The organism is Campylobacter sp. GTC17093 (assembly GCF_055397635.1).
On sequence record NZ_AP038832.1, the window covers coordinates 509,357 to 526,439 of the forward strand.

The 17,083-nt window shown below is 32.8% G+C and carries 13 protein-coding genes and 1 pseudogene; 5 read left to right on the top strand and 9 right to left on the bottom strand.

The window, feature by feature from the left end; all coding sequences use genetic code 11:
• Positions 1-3 precede the first annotated feature (3 nt).
• The 4 genes from ACZ5VL_RS02570 to ACZ5VL_RS02585 all read right to left on the bottom strand — a co-directional run bounded on the left by ACZ5VL_RS02570 (position 4) and on the right by ACZ5VL_RS02585 (position 4,472).
• Positions 4-1,950 carry a proton-conducting transporter transmembrane domain-containing protein gene (locus tag ACZ5VL_RS02570; protein WP_464199630.1) on the bottom strand — a complete coding sequence of 649 codons (1,947 nt, stop codon included), beginning with the start codon at positions 1,948-1,950 and terminating at the stop codon, positions 4-6.
• Entirely contained in the window at positions 1,950-2,621 is a 672-nt protein-coding gene (locus ACZ5VL_RS02575) for a 4Fe-4S dicluster domain-containing protein (RefSeq protein ID WP_464199632.1), read from the bottom strand. Before ACZ5VL_RS02575 ends, ACZ5VL_RS02570 begins: the two co-directional genes overlap by 1 nt.
• A 4-nt stretch (positions 2,622-2,625) precedes the next feature.
• Positions 2,626-3,417, bottom strand: coding sequence for a M48 family metallopeptidase (locus tag ACZ5VL_RS02580; protein ID WP_464199634.1), 792 nt, complete (start codon positions 3,415-3,417; stop codon positions 2,626-2,628).
• A gap of 83 nt (positions 3,418-3,500) precedes the next feature.
• Complete coding sequence (locus tag ACZ5VL_RS02585) at positions 3,501-4,472, bottom strand: putative transporter (protein ID WP_464199635.1); 972 nt, start codon at positions 4,470-4,472, stop codon at positions 3,501-3,503.
• Between the two features lie 545 nt (positions 4,473-5,017).
• Here ACZ5VL_RS02585 and nrfH point away from each other — a divergent pair.
• The 5 genes from nrfH to cuyB all read left to right on the top strand — a co-directional run bounded on the left by nrfH (position 5,018) and on the right by cuyB (position 11,111).
• On the top strand, positions 5,018-5,506 hold the full coding sequence (gene nrfH / locus ACZ5VL_RS02590; protein ID WP_464200238.1) for a cytochrome c nitrite reductase small subunit: 489 nt from the start codon (positions 5,018-5,020) through the stop codon (positions 5,504-5,506).
• 21 nt (positions 5,507-5,527) lie between these two features.
• Positions 5,528-7,210 carry an ammonia-forming cytochrome c nitrite reductase subunit c552 gene (locus ACZ5VL_RS02595; protein WP_464199636.1) on the top strand — a complete coding sequence of 561 codons (1,683 nt, stop codon included), beginning with the start codon at positions 5,528-5,530 and terminating at the stop codon, positions 7,208-7,210.
• Positions 7,211-7,496: 286 nt separating this feature from the next.
• Positions 7,497-8,900, top strand: a complete 1,404-nt coding sequence (locus ACZ5VL_RS02600) for an aspartate ammonia-lyase (RefSeq protein ID WP_464199637.1) — start codon at positions 7,497-7,499, stop codon at positions 8,898-8,900.
• Between the two features lie 87 nt (positions 8,901-8,987).
• Positions 8,988-10,340 carry an anaerobic C4-dicarboxylate transporter gene (locus tag ACZ5VL_RS02605; RefSeq protein WP_464199638.1) on the top strand — a complete coding sequence of 451 codons (1,353 nt, stop codon included), beginning with the start codon at positions 8,988-8,990 and terminating at the stop codon, positions 10,338-10,340.
• 87 nt (positions 10,341-10,427) lie between these two features.
• The gene (gene cuyB, locus ACZ5VL_RS02610; RefSeq protein ID WP_464199639.1) at positions 10,428-11,111 is read left to right on the top strand and encodes a cysteate racemase; all 684 of its coding nucleotides are present in this window, start codon (positions 10,428-10,430) and stop codon (positions 11,109-11,111) included.
• A gap of 2 nt (positions 11,112-11,113) precedes the next feature.
• Here cuyB and pepT read toward each other — a convergent pair.
• The 5 genes and pseudogenes from pepT to ACZ5VL_RS02635 form a co-directional block, all read right to left on the bottom strand.
• A pseudogene (gene pepT, locus ACZ5VL_RS02615) lies at positions 11,114-12,340 on the bottom strand (peptidase T).
• A gap of 11 nt (positions 12,341-12,351) precedes the next feature.
• On the bottom strand, positions 12,352-13,656 hold the full coding sequence (dcuC, locus tag ACZ5VL_RS02620; RefSeq protein WP_464199641.1) for a C4-dicarboxylate transporter DcuC: 1,305 nt from the start codon (positions 13,654-13,656) through the stop codon (positions 12,352-12,354).
• Positions 13,657-13,681: 25 nt separating this feature from the next.
• Positions 13,682-14,383 carry a dipeptidase PepE gene (gene pepE, locus ACZ5VL_RS02625; protein WP_464199643.1) on the bottom strand — a complete coding sequence of 234 codons (702 nt, stop codon included), beginning with the start codon at positions 14,381-14,383 and terminating at the stop codon, positions 13,682-13,684.
• A gap of 10 nt (positions 14,384-14,393) precedes the next feature.
• The gene (locus ACZ5VL_RS02630) at positions 14,394-15,707 is read right to left on the bottom strand and encodes an amidohydrolase (protein ID WP_464199645.1); all 1,314 of its coding nucleotides are present in this window, start codon (positions 15,705-15,707) and stop codon (positions 14,394-14,396) included.
• Between the two features lie 103 nt (positions 15,708-15,810).
• Entirely contained in the window at positions 15,811-17,046 is a 1,236-nt protein-coding gene (locus ACZ5VL_RS02635) for a M20 family metallo-hydrolase (RefSeq protein WP_464199647.1), read from the bottom strand.
• Positions 17,047-17,083: the final 37 nt, after the last annotated feature.

Genomic DNA, 17,083 nt, shown 5'->3' on the forward strand with positions numbered 1-17,083 from the left:
TCCTTACAAATAATAATACACAAAAACAATCATCAAACAAAGATAAATCAATATATAAACAGCATAAAAGTTTGTTCTACCATTTTGAAATATACCTATTTTATCAGCTACTAAAACACAAAATTTGATGGTTGGGTTATAAATTTTATCCCAAATAAGATCATGCATTTTGATTTTATACGTAACCTTAGAAAAATAACCATTCATTTGAGTCTCTTGTTCTTTTTTAAACAAAAATCCAAAAGTTTTTTTAAGATCTCCACTAAAAGAATTTGAGTTTGTTTGCATAGATTTGTTATACACAAATCCACAGGCCCAAGGTTTATCCACTCTATGTGGTGTATTGTTTGCTTTTAATATAACAAATAGCAAAAACGGCACAATACTAAATAGAGATAAAATTACTAAAAACAGTGGCATAAATACAAACTCTTTGCTAGATATAGCAGATATGTTTATGCTAAAATTAGAGCTTATAATATTTAAAAGCATTTTTACAACATCTATCATAAATACACCCAAGCAAATGGATATTATTGCTAAAAGTATAAGTGGCAAAAGCATAGTCTTACTAACTTCTTTAGCATTTTGAACTATTTTTTCATTTCTAGCATAGCCTAAAAATATAGTTCCAAAAACTTTTGAAAATGCCATAACAGCAAGTGCTCCAGCGATCCCCAAAGAAACAATTCCTAAAATAGAAAATAATCTTATATCAACACCGCTATTTGATCCACTTGTTATAAAACTTTTATATATAATCCACTCACTCGCAAAACCATTTAGTGGCGGAATAGCACAAACACTTAATATAGCTATAAAAAATAAAATGGCACTAATTGGCATTTTTTTACCTAAACCACCGAGTTCATCCATATCTTTTGTATGGGTAGCATGATGTATATTTCCACATAGCATAAAAATAAGAGATTTAAATACACTGTGATTTAAGATATGAAAAAGCGTTCCCACAAAACCAATAAGCATTATATAATCAGAATCTACACTCATACCATAATAACTCACTCCAAGACCTAAGAAAATAATACCAATATTTTCAGATGAACTATAAGCTGTTGCTACTTTATAGTAATTTGCAAATACAGCATATAAAACACTAAAAATAGCTCCTATTGAGCCAAAAGCTATTAATATATATGAAAAACTTGTTGAAATATTTAGCATCAAAGTAAATTTAATAAATGCAAAAAGAGGTACTTTTATCATAACTCCACTCATCAATGCTGAGATGTTTGATGGTGCTGCTGGGTGTGCAAGTGGCAGCCAAACATGAAAAGGCCAAAGACCTGCTTTTGATGCACAACCTATAAAAAGCAAAATAAAAATTCCAAAACTAGCAAAAGTTGATACTTCTAAATTTGCAAATTTAGAAAACTCAAAACTTCCAGCTAAACTTCCCATAATAATAAGAGCTATCATCAAACAAAACGCTCCTACTTGAGAAATCCCAAGATATATCATAGCGTTTCTTGATGAGTCTTTTTGAGCGCTTACCATTACTAAAAGAGCTGATATAAGAGTCATTATCTCCCATAAAAGCATAAAAGAAAACACTCCATTACTTGCAACAACCAAAAGCATTGAGAGAATAAATGCACTATATAAAGATGCAAATACTGCTAAATTTGCCTTTTTTGCATAGGCTTTAGCGTATTCCATGCTATATAAAGATACCGCAAAAGATATTAAACATATTATAAAACTGAAGAAATTTCCAAGTGGTTCAAGTCTAAATGTTGGGTTTGAAATAAAATTTCCAGGTAGCTCATAACTCATAGTTTGAGTTAAGTTGATAAAGAAAAATACTGTCCCATATAAAGTAATAAGAGCAGTTAAAGCAAAAGATATTTTTTGTGCTACAAAAGGTTTTTTATAACACAATATCGAGATTATAGACACACACAAAAGTAGCAAATATATAGTTTGCATTAATTTTCCTCACTCTCATTTTTAGCAAGTTCATCTACCTTAGTATCAATATTTATATTTTCATCTTTTATAATCTTTGGTTTTGGCGGTTGAACTGGAGGGATATTTGCTATATTCACTCCTGGAATCACTTTTTTTAAAAACTCACTCATATCAGCTTTGAGCTTTTTGCCAAATTTTGCCTCACCTATCATAGGGTTTATAAAAACTAGTGCTCCTTTTGGACAAACCTCAACACAAGCTGGCCCGTCTTCCCTTCCACTACATAAATCACATTTTAAAGCTATACTCTTTAAACCACTTACACAACCAGCTTCCAAATTTATCTCTGCTTCATCTTTTATAGACGGTTGAATTTCGGCATCTATTTCTATTGCTCCGTATGGACAAGCAACTGTGCAAAGCTTACATCCTATACAAAGTTCTTCATGAACCTCAACACAGTTATTTACTATACGAAGGGTTGCTGTTGGACAAACATTTGCGCAAGGCGCATCATCACACTGACGACATTGATTTGGCATCTTACCACTATCAAGCTTTAGTACATCTAGCCTACTTTTAGCAAGTCGTCCTCTGACATAAGCATTTTTTATGCAAGTTTTCATACAAGCATTGCAAGCTACGCATAATTCTGGATTTGTTATGACAAATTTATTAATCTTTGGCATAAAATCAACCTTTTTTTGCCTTATATATAGGTTCTATTTGTTTTGCAACATTTTTTAAATCTTCTATTCTGTTTTCTGGAGATGGGTGAGTAGATAAAAACTCTGGTTGAGATGCCCCGCTTGCTTTAAGCATTTTTTGCCACAAAGTAACTGCTGCATAAGGATCATATCCAGCTCTTGCTGCAAGTTCTATACCCATTCTATCTGCTTCTACTTCATTCTCTCTTGAAAATGGCAAAACAAATGTATATTGTGCTGCAACATTTGCCAAGCTTCCGCCAATTCCAGTAAATTGTGATATGGCAAAAATTCCAAATTGTTTTACTTGATCTCTACTTGCTTGTTCTCTACTATGTTCTCTTAACGCATGAGACATCTCATGGCCTACTATGGCAGCTATCTCATCATCAGTTAAATTTAATTTTGTAATTATTCCTTCATAAACTACTATTTTTCCACCAGGCATACACCAAGCATTTAATGTGTCACTATTTATAACATTTACTTTCCAATCCCATTTTAAAGCATCTTCTCTAAAAATACCAACTTGAGATATCAAATCGCTAGATATACGCCTTACTCTTTGTGTATTTTTCTCATTTTTATTTAATATCCCTTTTGCTTGCGCATCTTGAAGAACTTTTGCGTAAGCTTTGTTGGCACCTTGATTCATCTCATTTTCACTTATCAAAAATAGCTGAGATCTATTTGCTCCAACCATTCCAGCATTTGTAGAACTACTACATCCAATAAAAATCAACATCAAAAATGGTAAAAAAATAACAATTTTTTTCATAATGATTTCCTAGTACTTATAATTTTATGTATTTTAACATGTTATACCTTTAGTAAACATTTTTTTATTAAATATATATTTACTTAAGTGTTTTTATATCCTATATTGTGTTCAAATTCTTTTAATCTCTTATGAATAGATCTTAGTTCAGTTATAGTTGTCCAGTTACTTACCAAGATAGAAAAACTCTCTCTAACTTGAGAAAATGCATTTGAAACTTGAATCAAAATCCCAAGCGTGATAGCACCACTAAATAGCGATGTTCCCATAAAAAGATGTGGAACTATAACCATAAATTGTTCAAAAGAGTACAGCCATATATTGAAATATCCATAATGCAAAAATAATCTATGATAATTAAATCTAAGACCAATAAAAAGCTCGGTTAATGTACTAATATAGCCATAATTTTGTTTATCATCTTCAGCATAAACAAGCTCTTTTCTAAACGCGGCCTCAACTTTTTGGTTGTTATACTCAAGCCTAGGAAGCTTTATACCAACAAACCAAGATACTATTATACCGCCAATAGATACAATTAAAGCTATCCATACCAAAGAACCTTCTAAGGTTCCTAAAATAGGCAAGTCTAACCCATCACCTAAATGCCAAAGTATAGGCAAAAATGCTATTAAGGTCATAATTGCTTTTATAAAAATAAGTCCTAAACTTTCTACAATTTTAGCAAATCTATAAATATCTTCTTGAATACGCTGAGATGAGCCTTCTATATCTTTTGTTACATTTCTCCAGTGAACTATATAATCAAATGTCATAGCTTCGCGCCATTTAAAAGTATACACACTTGTAAAATACTGTGTAATGGTTGCAATTATCACATATGGCATTGCTATATACAAAAACTTCCTTACTTGCATCCAATACTCATCAATACTATGCCTACCGACATTTTGCATCATATCGTAAAAATCTTTATACCATTCATTTATTATTACATTACACTGAACCTGCGCATAAAGAAGAGCTATAAGAAAAAATCCGCCACCATATGACCAAACGAGCCATTTTTTGTTTCCAAAATACGAACTAAACATTAAATAAATTCCTTATTAAATAAAAAAACGATATTTTACATTTTTTGTACTAAATATCAAATTTAATTATATTTTTGATACAATTTTTATTTGCTTTACCAATCATAAAACTAGCTTGTATTAATATTAATCCAAAATTTGGAGATAATATAACAGTTTTAGCATTTTTTAGGTATTTTAATCATCAAACTTATATTAGATAATGAAAATCCATATAAATTAAATAAATAAAACAAACCCACTATGAAAACTGAAATTTTTACCGCAATTATGGTAAGCATACATATTTTCCATAAGGACTTGCGCTTTTATAACAAGCTATACAAATTTAAACTCTAGCTCTCCTAATAACATTTGTCATATCTCTTCATAATACACAAAAGAAAAGTTTTTTGGTTTTATTGGTATGGCAATAATTGGCTATTTCTTTATTTATTTTGTAATTTTACTTCATTAAAAATTGATTTACATCAATTTTTTTTATAGTAAATTATTGTAAAATTCAAAGTTAACAAATCTTAACAAAAGGAGGTTTTTTGAGTATAATTAAAAAAATCAAAGAATATCCATCTTTTTTTGCCATTTTAATACTTATCATAAGTTTTGGATTGGTTATAGGACATGGGCTTTTTACTTTTGTTTATGCTAAAGGATTTTCGTATATGAGTAACGATCCAGCCGCCTGTAAAAACTGCCATGTTATGAACCAAGTATATGAAAGTTGGATGAAGGGTGGGCATCAAAATGTTGCTACTTGTAACGACTGCCATGTTCCTCATAATTTCATAGGAAAATGGATGATGAAAGCGCAAAGTGGTCTTCACCATGGATACGCTGTTACATTTAAAGACAATCCTGTTTCTTTTAGCGCTACGCCAAAAAGTAAAAAAATAGTTCAAAATAACTGTATGACTTGTCATAAAGACTACGCCGCACACTCTATAGATGCTACTATGAAAGCTGGCGCACCTGGTAGCGAGCCTCTTAGCTGTGTAAGTTGTCATAGACAAGTTGGTCATGCACATAATTATTGATAACAAAATTTAGGAGAAAAAATGAAAAAAAATGGAATACTTTTTACAATTGCGTTTTTAATCGCAGTTATACTGGGTGGTGCCATGTTTGCTCTTTTTGCTAACATTGGCGAGAAAAAAGCAGAGGAAAGACAATATCCTATGATGCTTCATAAAGTTAGCGATTTAGATCCAGATATAGAAAAATGGGGCAAAAATTTCCCTTCTCAGTTTGATAATTTTATCGCTATGAGAGATATCAACTTTGAAACTCCATTTGCTGGCTCTATGCCATATAGCAAACTTATAAGATGGCCTGCTGCTACGGTTTTTTGGGATGGATATGCATTTGCAGTTGATTACAACAGACCAAGACTACATTATTATTCACAAATAGATCAAATAGAAACAAAAAGAAACGATAAAGAGTACCTCAACTCTCATGGTCTTCCTAAATTTAAAGGTCAACCAGGTGCTTGTGTAAACTGTCATACAGGACATTTAACAGCTATTATTAACGATCCTGATTATCATCTGAGTGAAAATCCAGTTGAAGCTTCAAATAGACCAATGGGCTTTTTTGACGTAGACAAAGAAAAAGGTGCGGCTAAAAAAGCAGCTTGGACAAAAATGAACTCAATGCCATATTTTGATGTTATGAAAATGGTTGCAAACAAACACGGTGAAGATGCTACAAAAGGTTCACATTTAGGAAGTAGCTGTGCTGATTGTCATAACCCTGATGATATGAGCTTAAGAGTTACAAGACCAGCATTTGTAAATGCAATGGTTCAAAGAGGCTATGAAGCTGATGCAAAAACTGGTTTAAAAGCAACTAGAGCAGAGATGAGAAGTTATGTTTGTATGCAATGCCATGTAGAATACTATTTCCAAGGCAAAGATTCAACTCTAACTTTCCCATGGTCAAAATGGCCTAAAGATAAACCATTTAAGATAGAGATGTTTGATGAGTATTATGATGAAGCCTTAGCAAATGATAGCTTTAAATTTGACTATAAACATAAACAAACAGATGCTGCTATAATAAAAATGCAACACCCAGAAGCTGAGTTAAGTTCAGCAGGAATTCATGCAAGAAACGGTGTAAGTTGTACTGATTGTCATATGCCTTATGAGAGAGTTGGCGCTACAAAAGTTACAAACCATACAGTTCAAACTCCTTACGCAAACATCACAGCAAGCTGTAAAACTTGCCATATGCAAGATGAAAAAGAATTAGTTGGCAGAATTGAGTTTATACAAAATCGCCATGCTTATGAATTAAGAAAGTGCGAAAACTCACTTTTATCACTTATTACTGATATCAAAAACGGTAGAGCCGAACTTGCTAAAAATGCTCAGTTTGCAAATTTAGGCGCTGATGAGCAAAAAGCTGCTATTAGTGAAGCCCTAAAAGATGCGCTAAAAATGCACAGAAAGGCTCATATGAGATGGGATTTTGCATTTAGTGAAAATAGCTATGGATTCCATGCGCCACAAGAAGCTACTAGAATCATTGGGCAATGTCAAGAATATGCAAGACAAGGTCAACTTGATTTAATAAATGCACTTTCAAAATACGGTATAAGCATAAATTTAACAAAAATAGCTGATAAACCAGCTGCTCCTGAGCAAATAAAAACGCATAAAGCTCCAACAGCAAGTCTTCCTTCAGCTGAATTATTAAAAATAGATGAAGAAGTTAAGAATTTAAACTTTAACTAACAACGCTCTTCTCCTAAATTGCCCAAAAATAACTTTTTGGGCAATTCTTTCATAAATTACTATTTAATAAATTTAATTATGTTTATTTTAAGTCTATTACTATACAATTACATAAAACCTTGTCATTTTATTTATACATTATCTAAAAAATATAATATTTTTCCAAATTCTACTATAATTATTTTCTTATAAAATATTAAAGTATTTTAATTAATTTTTTAATTTTATATTTATATTTTTTATGTATAATTCGTCAAAAACAAACTTAACATGAAGGAGAAAAATCATGGCAACGAGAAAAGAACACGATTTTATAGGTGAACTAGAAATCGATGACAAGTTTTATTACGGCGTTCAAACTTTTAGAGCTGTAGACAACTTTAAAATGACTGGCAGAACTTTTGGAGATTATCCATTTTTCGTAAAAGCTTTTGCTCAAATTAAAAAAGCAGCAGCTCTAGCAAATAAAGAAGTTGGTGTTTTAGATGCACAAAAAGCTGACGCGATAGCTAAAGCTGCAGATAGAGTTATAGCTGGAGAATTTAGTGATCAATTCGTAGTTGATATGATACAAGGTGGAGCTGGAACTTCTACAAACATGAACTCAAATGAAGTTATAACAAACATTGCATTAGAGAGCATGGGACATAAAAAAGGTGAATATCAATACTTACATCCAAATGATCACACAAATTTAGGACAAAGCACAAACGATACCTATCCAAGCTCTATCAAAGTTGCAACTTATGCAAAACTAACAGATCTTTTAAAATCTATGAATCATCTAAAAGATGAATTAGACAAAAAAGCAAAAGATTATAAAGATATCATAAAAATGGGAAGAACAGAGCTAGAAGACGCTGTTCCTACAACTCTTGGCAATACATTTAACGCTTTTGCAAGTTATTTAAAAAGCGATATAGAAAAAATCACAGCAGCAAGAGAGTCTATGACATATCTAAATATGGGTGCAACCGCTATTGGAACTGGTATTAACTGCCATCCAGATTATAAATTTGTAGTAGAAAAAAGATTAAAAGAGATTACAGGTGTAGAGTTTAAACCTGCTGAAGATTTTATAGCAGCTACTCAAGACACAGCTGATTTTGTTCATGTAAGCGGAGCTTTAAAAACAGCAGCAGTTAGACTAAGTAAAATTGCTAATGACTTAAGACTTATGAACTCAGGACCAAGATGCGGTCTAGACGAAATAGAACTTCCAAAAATGCAACCAGGTAGTTCAATTATGCCAGGTAAAGTAAATCCAGTAATCTGCGAAGTTGTAGGCGAAGCTTGCTATGAAGTTATAGGAAATGATGTAACTATCATGCTTTGTTCAGAAAGAGGCGAATTTGAGCTAAATGCATTTGAACCAGGCATAGCTTACGCACTATTTAACTCTATAACAATTCTTGAAAATGCTATGAATACACTTGCTGACAAGGCTATCAAACATCTTGAAGCAAAACCTGAGGCTTGCTTAAAAGCAGTTCTTGGCTCAGTTGGTATAGTAACAGCATTTAACCCATATATAGGTTATGAAAAATCAGCAGGCATTGCAAAAGAAGCGTTGCAAACAGGTAAATCAGTTGGTGATATCTGCCTTGAAAAAGGTTATTTATCTAAGGCGGAGATCGATAAAATATTAGATCCAAAAAATATGCTTAACCCACATATGGAGAAAAAATAAGCATATTTAACAAATTTAAGCTTAATGGAATGATATTGAAAGTATCATTCCGCTTGAAATGTTTAAAATTCAAAAAGGAGTTCTTTTATGGATATCATGTTAATACTACAAATTGTAGTTTTATTTGGTGGCATATATCTAGGTGTGAAATTAGGTGGTATGGGAGTTGGCTACGCTGGTGGTCTAGGCGTTATTATTTTAACTACAGTATTGGGAATGAGTACTGATATAAGTAAGCATATCCCATGGGATGTTATTTTAATTATAGCATCTGTTATCTCTGCAATTACTGCTATGCAAGTTGCTGGAGGACTTGATTATTTGGTTCAAATTGCAGAAAAAATTCTTCGCAAAAATCCAAAACAAATAAACTATCTAGCTCCAGTTGTTACATATCTTTTAACAATTTTAGCAGGAACTGGACACACAGCATTTTCTATGATTCCAGTTATAGTTGAAGTTGCAAAAGGTCAAAACATAAAACCTTCTGCACCTCTTGTACTATCAGTTGTATCTAGCCAAGTTGCAATTACAGCAAGTCCTGTTTCAGCAGCATTTGTTGCAATGACTGGTATTGTTGAGCCTCTTGGTGTTAACTACCCAATGCTTTTACTTATATGTATAACAACCACATTCTTTGGTATGCTTATAACTGCTTTCATAGTAAATAAATTCTATAACCTAGATCTTTCATCAGATCCAATTTATCAAGAAAGACTAGCAAAAGGTGCTGTTGCTCAAATACAAGGCTACCAGGAAAGAGAACTTCTACCATATGCAAAAAGGTCTGTTGTAATATTTGCTATAGGTGTTTTCTTTGTAGTTTTATATGCACTTGCTATATCAAAAAATATCGCATGGATTAAAACAGTAACACTACCAAGAGATGGTGCGATTTGTAGCTTTATGCTTACAATTGGTGCTGCTATTGTTATGTTTTGTAAAGTTGATACAAGCAAACTTCTTTCAACTAGTACATTTAAAAGCGGTATGAGTGCTTGTATATGTGTTTTAGGTATTGCATGGCTTGGAAATATTTTTGTCCAAGGTCACATTGGAGCTATTAAAGATGTAGCTTCACAAGTTGTTTCAGCGTATCCTTGGAGTTTAGCTGTTGCTTTATATTTTGTTAGTTGCCTCTTATACTCACAAGCTGCAACTACAAAAGTTATGATGCCAGCAGTTGCTATTGCTCTTGGTATGACTGGTCCAGAAAACTCACAACAAGTTTGGATTATGGTAGCTTCTTTCGCAGCTGCTTCTGGTCTATTTATATTACCAACATACCCAACAACACTTGGTGCCATAGCAATGGATGATACAGGAACAACAAGAGTTGGAAAATTTGTATTTAACCACTCATTCCTTATACCTGGAACAATCATGGTAGCTGTTTCGGTTGGTCTAGGATTTATTATTGCTCCTGCACTAATTGGTTAAGGAAAACTACTTATTTAAAAAATAAAATGCTTCGAGACACCTTAAAAATTAGGTGTCTCTCTTTTTTACTTCTTTAAAGGATATTAATTGAAAAGAATTGGTATCATTGGTGGCATGGGACCACTAGCAACAATAGATATTTACGAAAAAATAGTTAAACTTACAAACGCTAGCAAAGACCAAGATAATATACCTATAGTTATAGATAATTATCCTCAAATTCCAGATAGAACGGCCTACATATTAAATGGCGGTAAAGACCCGTATCCTTATCTAAAAGAGAGTGCTATGCGTCTTAAAAATGCTGGATGTGAAGCAGTTTGTATGGCGTGCAATACGGCTCATTACTTTGCAGATAAACTTGTAAATGAAACAGGTATAAATTTAATCCATATAGCAAAAAATGCCGTAGATGCCATAAAAGATGAATTTCCAAGAGCTAAAAAAATAGCAGTTATTGCTACAACCGGCACAACAAAGGCTAAAATTTATGAAAATAAATTAGTTGATGCTGGATATGAATGTGTAAAAATAAACGATGAAAATATGCAATCCATAATGGACTGCATTTATAAAGGGGTAAAAGCAAATAAAACAAAAGAGTATGTAGATCTTTTTAATGCAACGCTTGAAAATATACAAGCAGATGCTTATATTGCAGCTTGTACGGAGATTCCTATATTATTACCATATTGTAAAAAGAAAGACCAATTTGTAGACGCAACTCTTGAGCTTGCCAAAACAATGGTTAAATTTAGCCTAGAAAAATAATTCTAGGCTTCTTTTGCAGCTAATTTAATAATTTCTTTTATAACTTCACTTGCCATTTTTAAAGAATTTACAGGTATATACTCATAAATCGAATGAAAATTGTGTCCTCCTGTAAATAAATTTGGAGTTGGAATTCCTTTTTGAGAAATTACCGCACCATCATATCCACCACGCATAGGTTTTATTTTTGGCTTAATTCCTAGTTTTTCAAAAGCCTTTAGTGGGAGCATTACAGCTTTATGATCTAAGTTTAGATAATTAAATACATTTTTGTATCTATCACTCAAAGTTATTTTAACTCTTCTATTGTAAATTTCATTAAAAGAATTTACCAATGTTTGTAAAAATTCCCTTCTTTGGCGATACTTTTATTCATCAAATTCTCTTATATCAAGCTTTAATATAGTTTTTGCACTATTGCCACTTAATTCTTTTACCCAGAAATATCCCTCTTTATTTTCGGTATACTCCGGAGCTTCTCCAGCTGGCAAAAGTGAAATAAACTTATGAGCCATTAAAAGCGAGTTTATAAGTTTACCTTTTGCATTCATTGGATGAGCAGAAGCTCCAGTAAATTCTATCTCACAATCCCCAGCATTCCAGTTTTCATATATAAACTCACCTATCTCGCAACAATCCAAACAATAGCCAAAATCAGCCCCAACATCTTTTACATCTAAAGCCTTTGCACCTCTTAAACCCTGCTCTTCATCTGGAACAAAACATAAGATTATTTCACCATGTTCTTCGTTTTTATTTGAGCAAAAATACTCAGCCATATTTACAATAGCAGCAATTGCTGCTTTATCATCAGCTCCAAGTAAACTTCTGCCATCAGTTGTTATAATATCATCTCCGTGATAATTTTTAAGCTCAGGATTTTCACTAACTTTTAATAATATTTCATCATTTAAAGCTATATCTCCACCGGCATAATTTCGCACAATTTTGGCTTTTGTATCATTAGTTTGTTCTGCGCTTGTATCAAGATGTGCAAAAAAGGCTATTTTGGGTAAAGATTTTTTAGAATTTGTTGGAATTTTTGCTATCAGGATAGACTTCTCGCTTAAGCTTATATGTTTTATGCCAAAAGTCTCAAGCTCATTTTTTATAATTTTAGCAAGTTGTAACTCATAGGGGTTGGATGGCATTATGCCATTTGCCCCATTTTGTCTATTTGTGGTAGTATTTATCTTTGTATAGTTCAAAAATCTTTCTACAATATCCACATATTATCCTTTTATAGTATAAAAAATGCTATAACCACAACAGATACAAACATTCCTAAAAATGTTCTTTTTGCAAGATCGACTGGATTTGCCATGGCAATTCCAGCACAAACAATGCAAGCTCCAGCTATAGGAGATGCACTTCTACCTAAACTTCCTGCAATTTCTGCTGCCATTCCAAGCTTATCTTGAGCAAAACCAAGGTCTTCAGCATGAACAGTAATAGCAGCATTAAAAGCCATGGTTGCAGCATCTCCTGATCCAGTTACTATTCCCATGATAAATGGTATAAAAGTTCCACCAAATTTAACATATGTTTGCTCATGCTTTAAAAACTCTATGACCCATTCAATAGCTCCACAAGCCGTAAGTCCTGCCACAAAAACACTAGCAGCTATGATAATACCCATTATCTCAGCATAAGCACTTCCCATACCGCTAAAAAACTCTTGTGTTATTTTTTGCGGATCTGTCCATGTAATAAAAATAGATATAATCGCACCTAAAATCATTGCTTCAGCAACACCCATTTTTGTCCATTTTAGATAATCATATTCACTCAAGCTTGTACCGCCTATTATTAGTATTGCAAGCGGTATTAAAGGCATCAAAGCATAAAGAATACTTGCTTTAAATTTATTATCACCTTTAGAATTATTTATTAGCGTATAGTCTTTAGTTTTGTCATAATCTTTTAAAATTATTGCCATTATAGATATACAAATAGCAACTATAACAAGAGCAGTAAAAGCATTTGGCATTTGAACTTTTATAACATCTTGAACTGTATAAGCAGCATTTCCTGATTTTACAACCAAGTCTGTTACATATATGTTGTGTGACGCACCAGGGCTTAAAACTGAACCAAAAGTTCCAGCAAGAACACTAGCTGCAGCCATAGAAGGTCTAACACCTGATGCCATTAAAAGCGGTATCAAAGTTGCACCAACTGCAGCAGAACATCCAGCAGCTGATGGGATGGCAATATTTATAAAATATGTTAAAGTTGTCGCAAGTGGAATAAGTAAGAATCCTAAATTTTTAATAGGCTTCGTAAGAAGCGCAACTAAATGTTGATCGCATTTTGTAAATTTCATAACATATGCAAATCCCATACTAGCACATATTGCTTTTATTAAATTTGCATTTGTCATAGATTTTGTAAATGCTTCAAACGCCCCCATAGGCTTTAAACAGATCACACACAATATAAGCCCAACACCGCCCAAAACCGTCTTTGTATCGCACTTTTTTATAAGTAGAAAAACAACTACAAATATACTAGCAAGTGCTAAAAATAGTTTTAGCATCTCCATAAAAACTCCTTTTAAATTTCAGTTATTAAATTTTAAATTTCTCGCCAACTTTTAAATTTTGAACATCTTTTTGATATTCAAATTTATAAATTTCATCTGCCAAACCACAAATTTTGCATGTATTATCATTTATCTCAAGCCATGTTCCTTCTGGTAAAGCATATATTGTTTCGCCAGGATTTGCAACCAAAAACTCCTCTAACCTCTCTTCCCTGCTCTCGCCATTGTGTCCAGATATTTTACCGCTTATAAAATGCGGATTTATCTGATAAGGAAAAATTCCAAGAGTTTCAAAGCTTTTTGGCATGATTATAGGCATATCATTTGTCGTCATCATGGTTTTACCAGCTATATTTGCACCAGCTGACCAGCCGAAATAATTTACTCCATTTTCTACTGCATTTCTTATCTCGCCAAGCAAATCAAGTTTATAAAGCTCATGCAACAACATAAAAGTATTCCCGCCACCAACTGCTATGGTTTTAGCACCTCTTATGGCTGCTTTTTTATCCTCATAGCGATGAATAGACTTGATATTTTTGGTTTTTAATCTATCAATTACTTTTAATTCATATTCTTCATTTGTTCTTCTAACTCCAGCATATGGGATAAAAAGAATCTCTTCTTTAAAATCATCTCCTAAAAAATCTTTTATAGGATTTTTACAATGTCTTAAATAACCAGTATCTCTATAGCTTGATGCACTAAAAAGCAAAGCTCTTTTCATATATTTTCCTTTATTTTGAATTTATTTTGTACGCGGCTCTTAAAAATAGATCTACACCAGCTAGCATTGAGTCTTCATTTATATCAAATTTGGAGTTATGATGACCTGCGCTTAAATTTGTTCCTATCATTACATATCCGCTTTTACCGCCACTTTTTTGAACTGAATGCATAAAATGAGCGTAATCTTCACAAGCGCCAAAGTCTTTTTCTTTTATGATTTTATCATCATCTATAAATGGTGATATTTTAGCGAGCTCATAAATCATATCACTTATCTCTTTGTCGCTATCGCCACCTGCTGTCCCGCCAGTTATAGTTATCTCACTTTGTACATCATAAATTTCGCTCACTCCTTTTATGATATCCTTACATCTTTTAAGCATAAATTCATTAAGTTCTGTTGTCTCACCTCTTGTCTCGCAGGCTAGATATCCATTTGGTGCTATGACATTTCTACCCTCGCCAGCTCTTAACACACCAACGTTTACGCGTGTTACGCCACCAGCGTGGCGAGTAATCCCATGCATATTAAGAGCCATCTGGGAAGCCGCAAGAAGAGCGTTTTTACCATTTTGAGGAGCTCCTGCTGCGTGAGCTGAAACACCTTTTATATTTACATCAAATTTTGTTGTTGCAAGAAGTTTGTTTGAGCCGCAAATTACTGAGCCCATAATGTCTGCTTGAAATCCCATATGAGCACCAAGCAATACATCTACACCATCACAAACTCCAGCTTCTTCCATAGCAACTGCACCTCTTGTGCCTTCTTCTGCTGTTTGAAAAATAAATCTAAATTTACCACTAAAGTCATCTAAATTTTCAGCTATTAGCTTTGCTAAAGCTAATCCCATTGTAATGTGCGAATCATGCCCACAAGCGTGTGTAATGCCAGATATATCCGAACAAAAACCTTCTTTGAATGGTCTATGACACTCTTCGTTACTTTCAGTAACATCAACACCATCTATATCAAATCTAAATGCTACTAGCTTTCCACTTCTACCAGTATCAATTTGTGCAACAAGCCCAGTTAAGCCATCTTCCATAATATCAAGATATTTTGCTTGCTCATCGTTTAAGAGAATTTTTGCTCTTTTTATAGCATCCTCACATGATTTTTTATCTCCAAGACCTTGTCTTGCTTCAGGCTTTATGGCCTCGCGACCCATTTTTAACTTATAGCCAAGCTTGCTTAACTTATCGGCAATAATGGCTGTTGTAAAAAATGTAAAAAATCCAGTTTCTGGGTGTGAATGAAAAAATCTGCGAGTTTGAATCATATCTTCTTTCAAATTTGTAACCATATTTGCTATATTATCCATCGATATTCTCCTTTTACTAGCGAATTTATTGATTATATAATTTTAAATCTTAAATAAAAATGTATTTTTAAAAATTAAGTTATTTTTTATATTTATAAAATTATCACTCGCTTGCTAAATTTATCATAGTACGGATTAGTATTTCAGTACCTTTTATAGCATCTTCAAAATTTATACTCTCGTTTATATTATGACTTATTCCATCCTTACAAGGGATAAAAATCATTCCAACGCTTTTTGCTATACCTTTTAGATGCATTGCATCATGACCTGCACCACTTGGCATTTTAAGGGTATTTATACCCAAATTTATAGCATTTTCATCAAGTAAATTTACCATATCATCATCAAGCTTTACAGGTGTATCACATGCTAATTCTTTGATCTCATAGCTAAATTTTAGCTCTTTTGACAAATCTTTTATATATTTTCTTAAATTTACATTCACCAAATTTAAAGTTGCTTCATTAATATCTCTAATATCAATGCCCATAATAACTTCACCTGGAACTACATTTATCGCTCCTGGAATTACTCTTATATATCCAACAGTTGCTACTAGTGTTTTTTCTTGTCTTGCTAAGTTTTGCGCTTTTATAATTATATGACTTGCAGCGACTAAGGCATCATTTCTCATATCCATGGGCGTTGCGCCACTATGATCTGCTCTACCTTTTATGTTTAACTCAAAGCGAATAGGCGCTGCTATGCCAGTTACTATGCCGACACTAAAACCTTTTTCTTCAAGCACTCTACCTTGTTCTATGTGAAGTTCTAGATAACTTTTATATGTATTGTTTTCTAATACACAGCTTTGTAAATTCTCTGGCTCTAAACCAAAGCTTTTCATGGCTTCAAAAACTGAAATTTCATCATCATCTTTTAAATCTTTAAGTCTTTGGATATTTATTTTACCACTAATAATCTTGCTACCAAGGGTTGCCATTTTAAAGCGACTTGATTCTTCACAAACAAAAACTATGAGTTCGAGTGGCCTTTTGAGTTTAACGCCACTTTCTTTTATAGAAATAATCGCCTCAAATCCGGCCATAACCCCTAAAGTTCCATCATAAAATCCACCTTTTGGCACGCTATCTATATGTGAACCCACACTAACTGGAGGTAAATTTGGATCTAGCACATCATCAAATTTGGCAAAGATGTTTCCAACTAAATCTATTCTAACTTTCAATTCAGCATTCTTCATTAAATTTAGCAAATATTTTCTGGCATTTTTATCTTCATTACTAAAAGCTAGCCTAGTAAGTCCTCCACCGCTTAAAGCACCAAATTTAGAAATTTCTCTAAAATTTTCTTTAAATCTTTCTTGGTCTAGCATTGCCATTCCTTTCTATAAAATTAAACTTAAAATATAG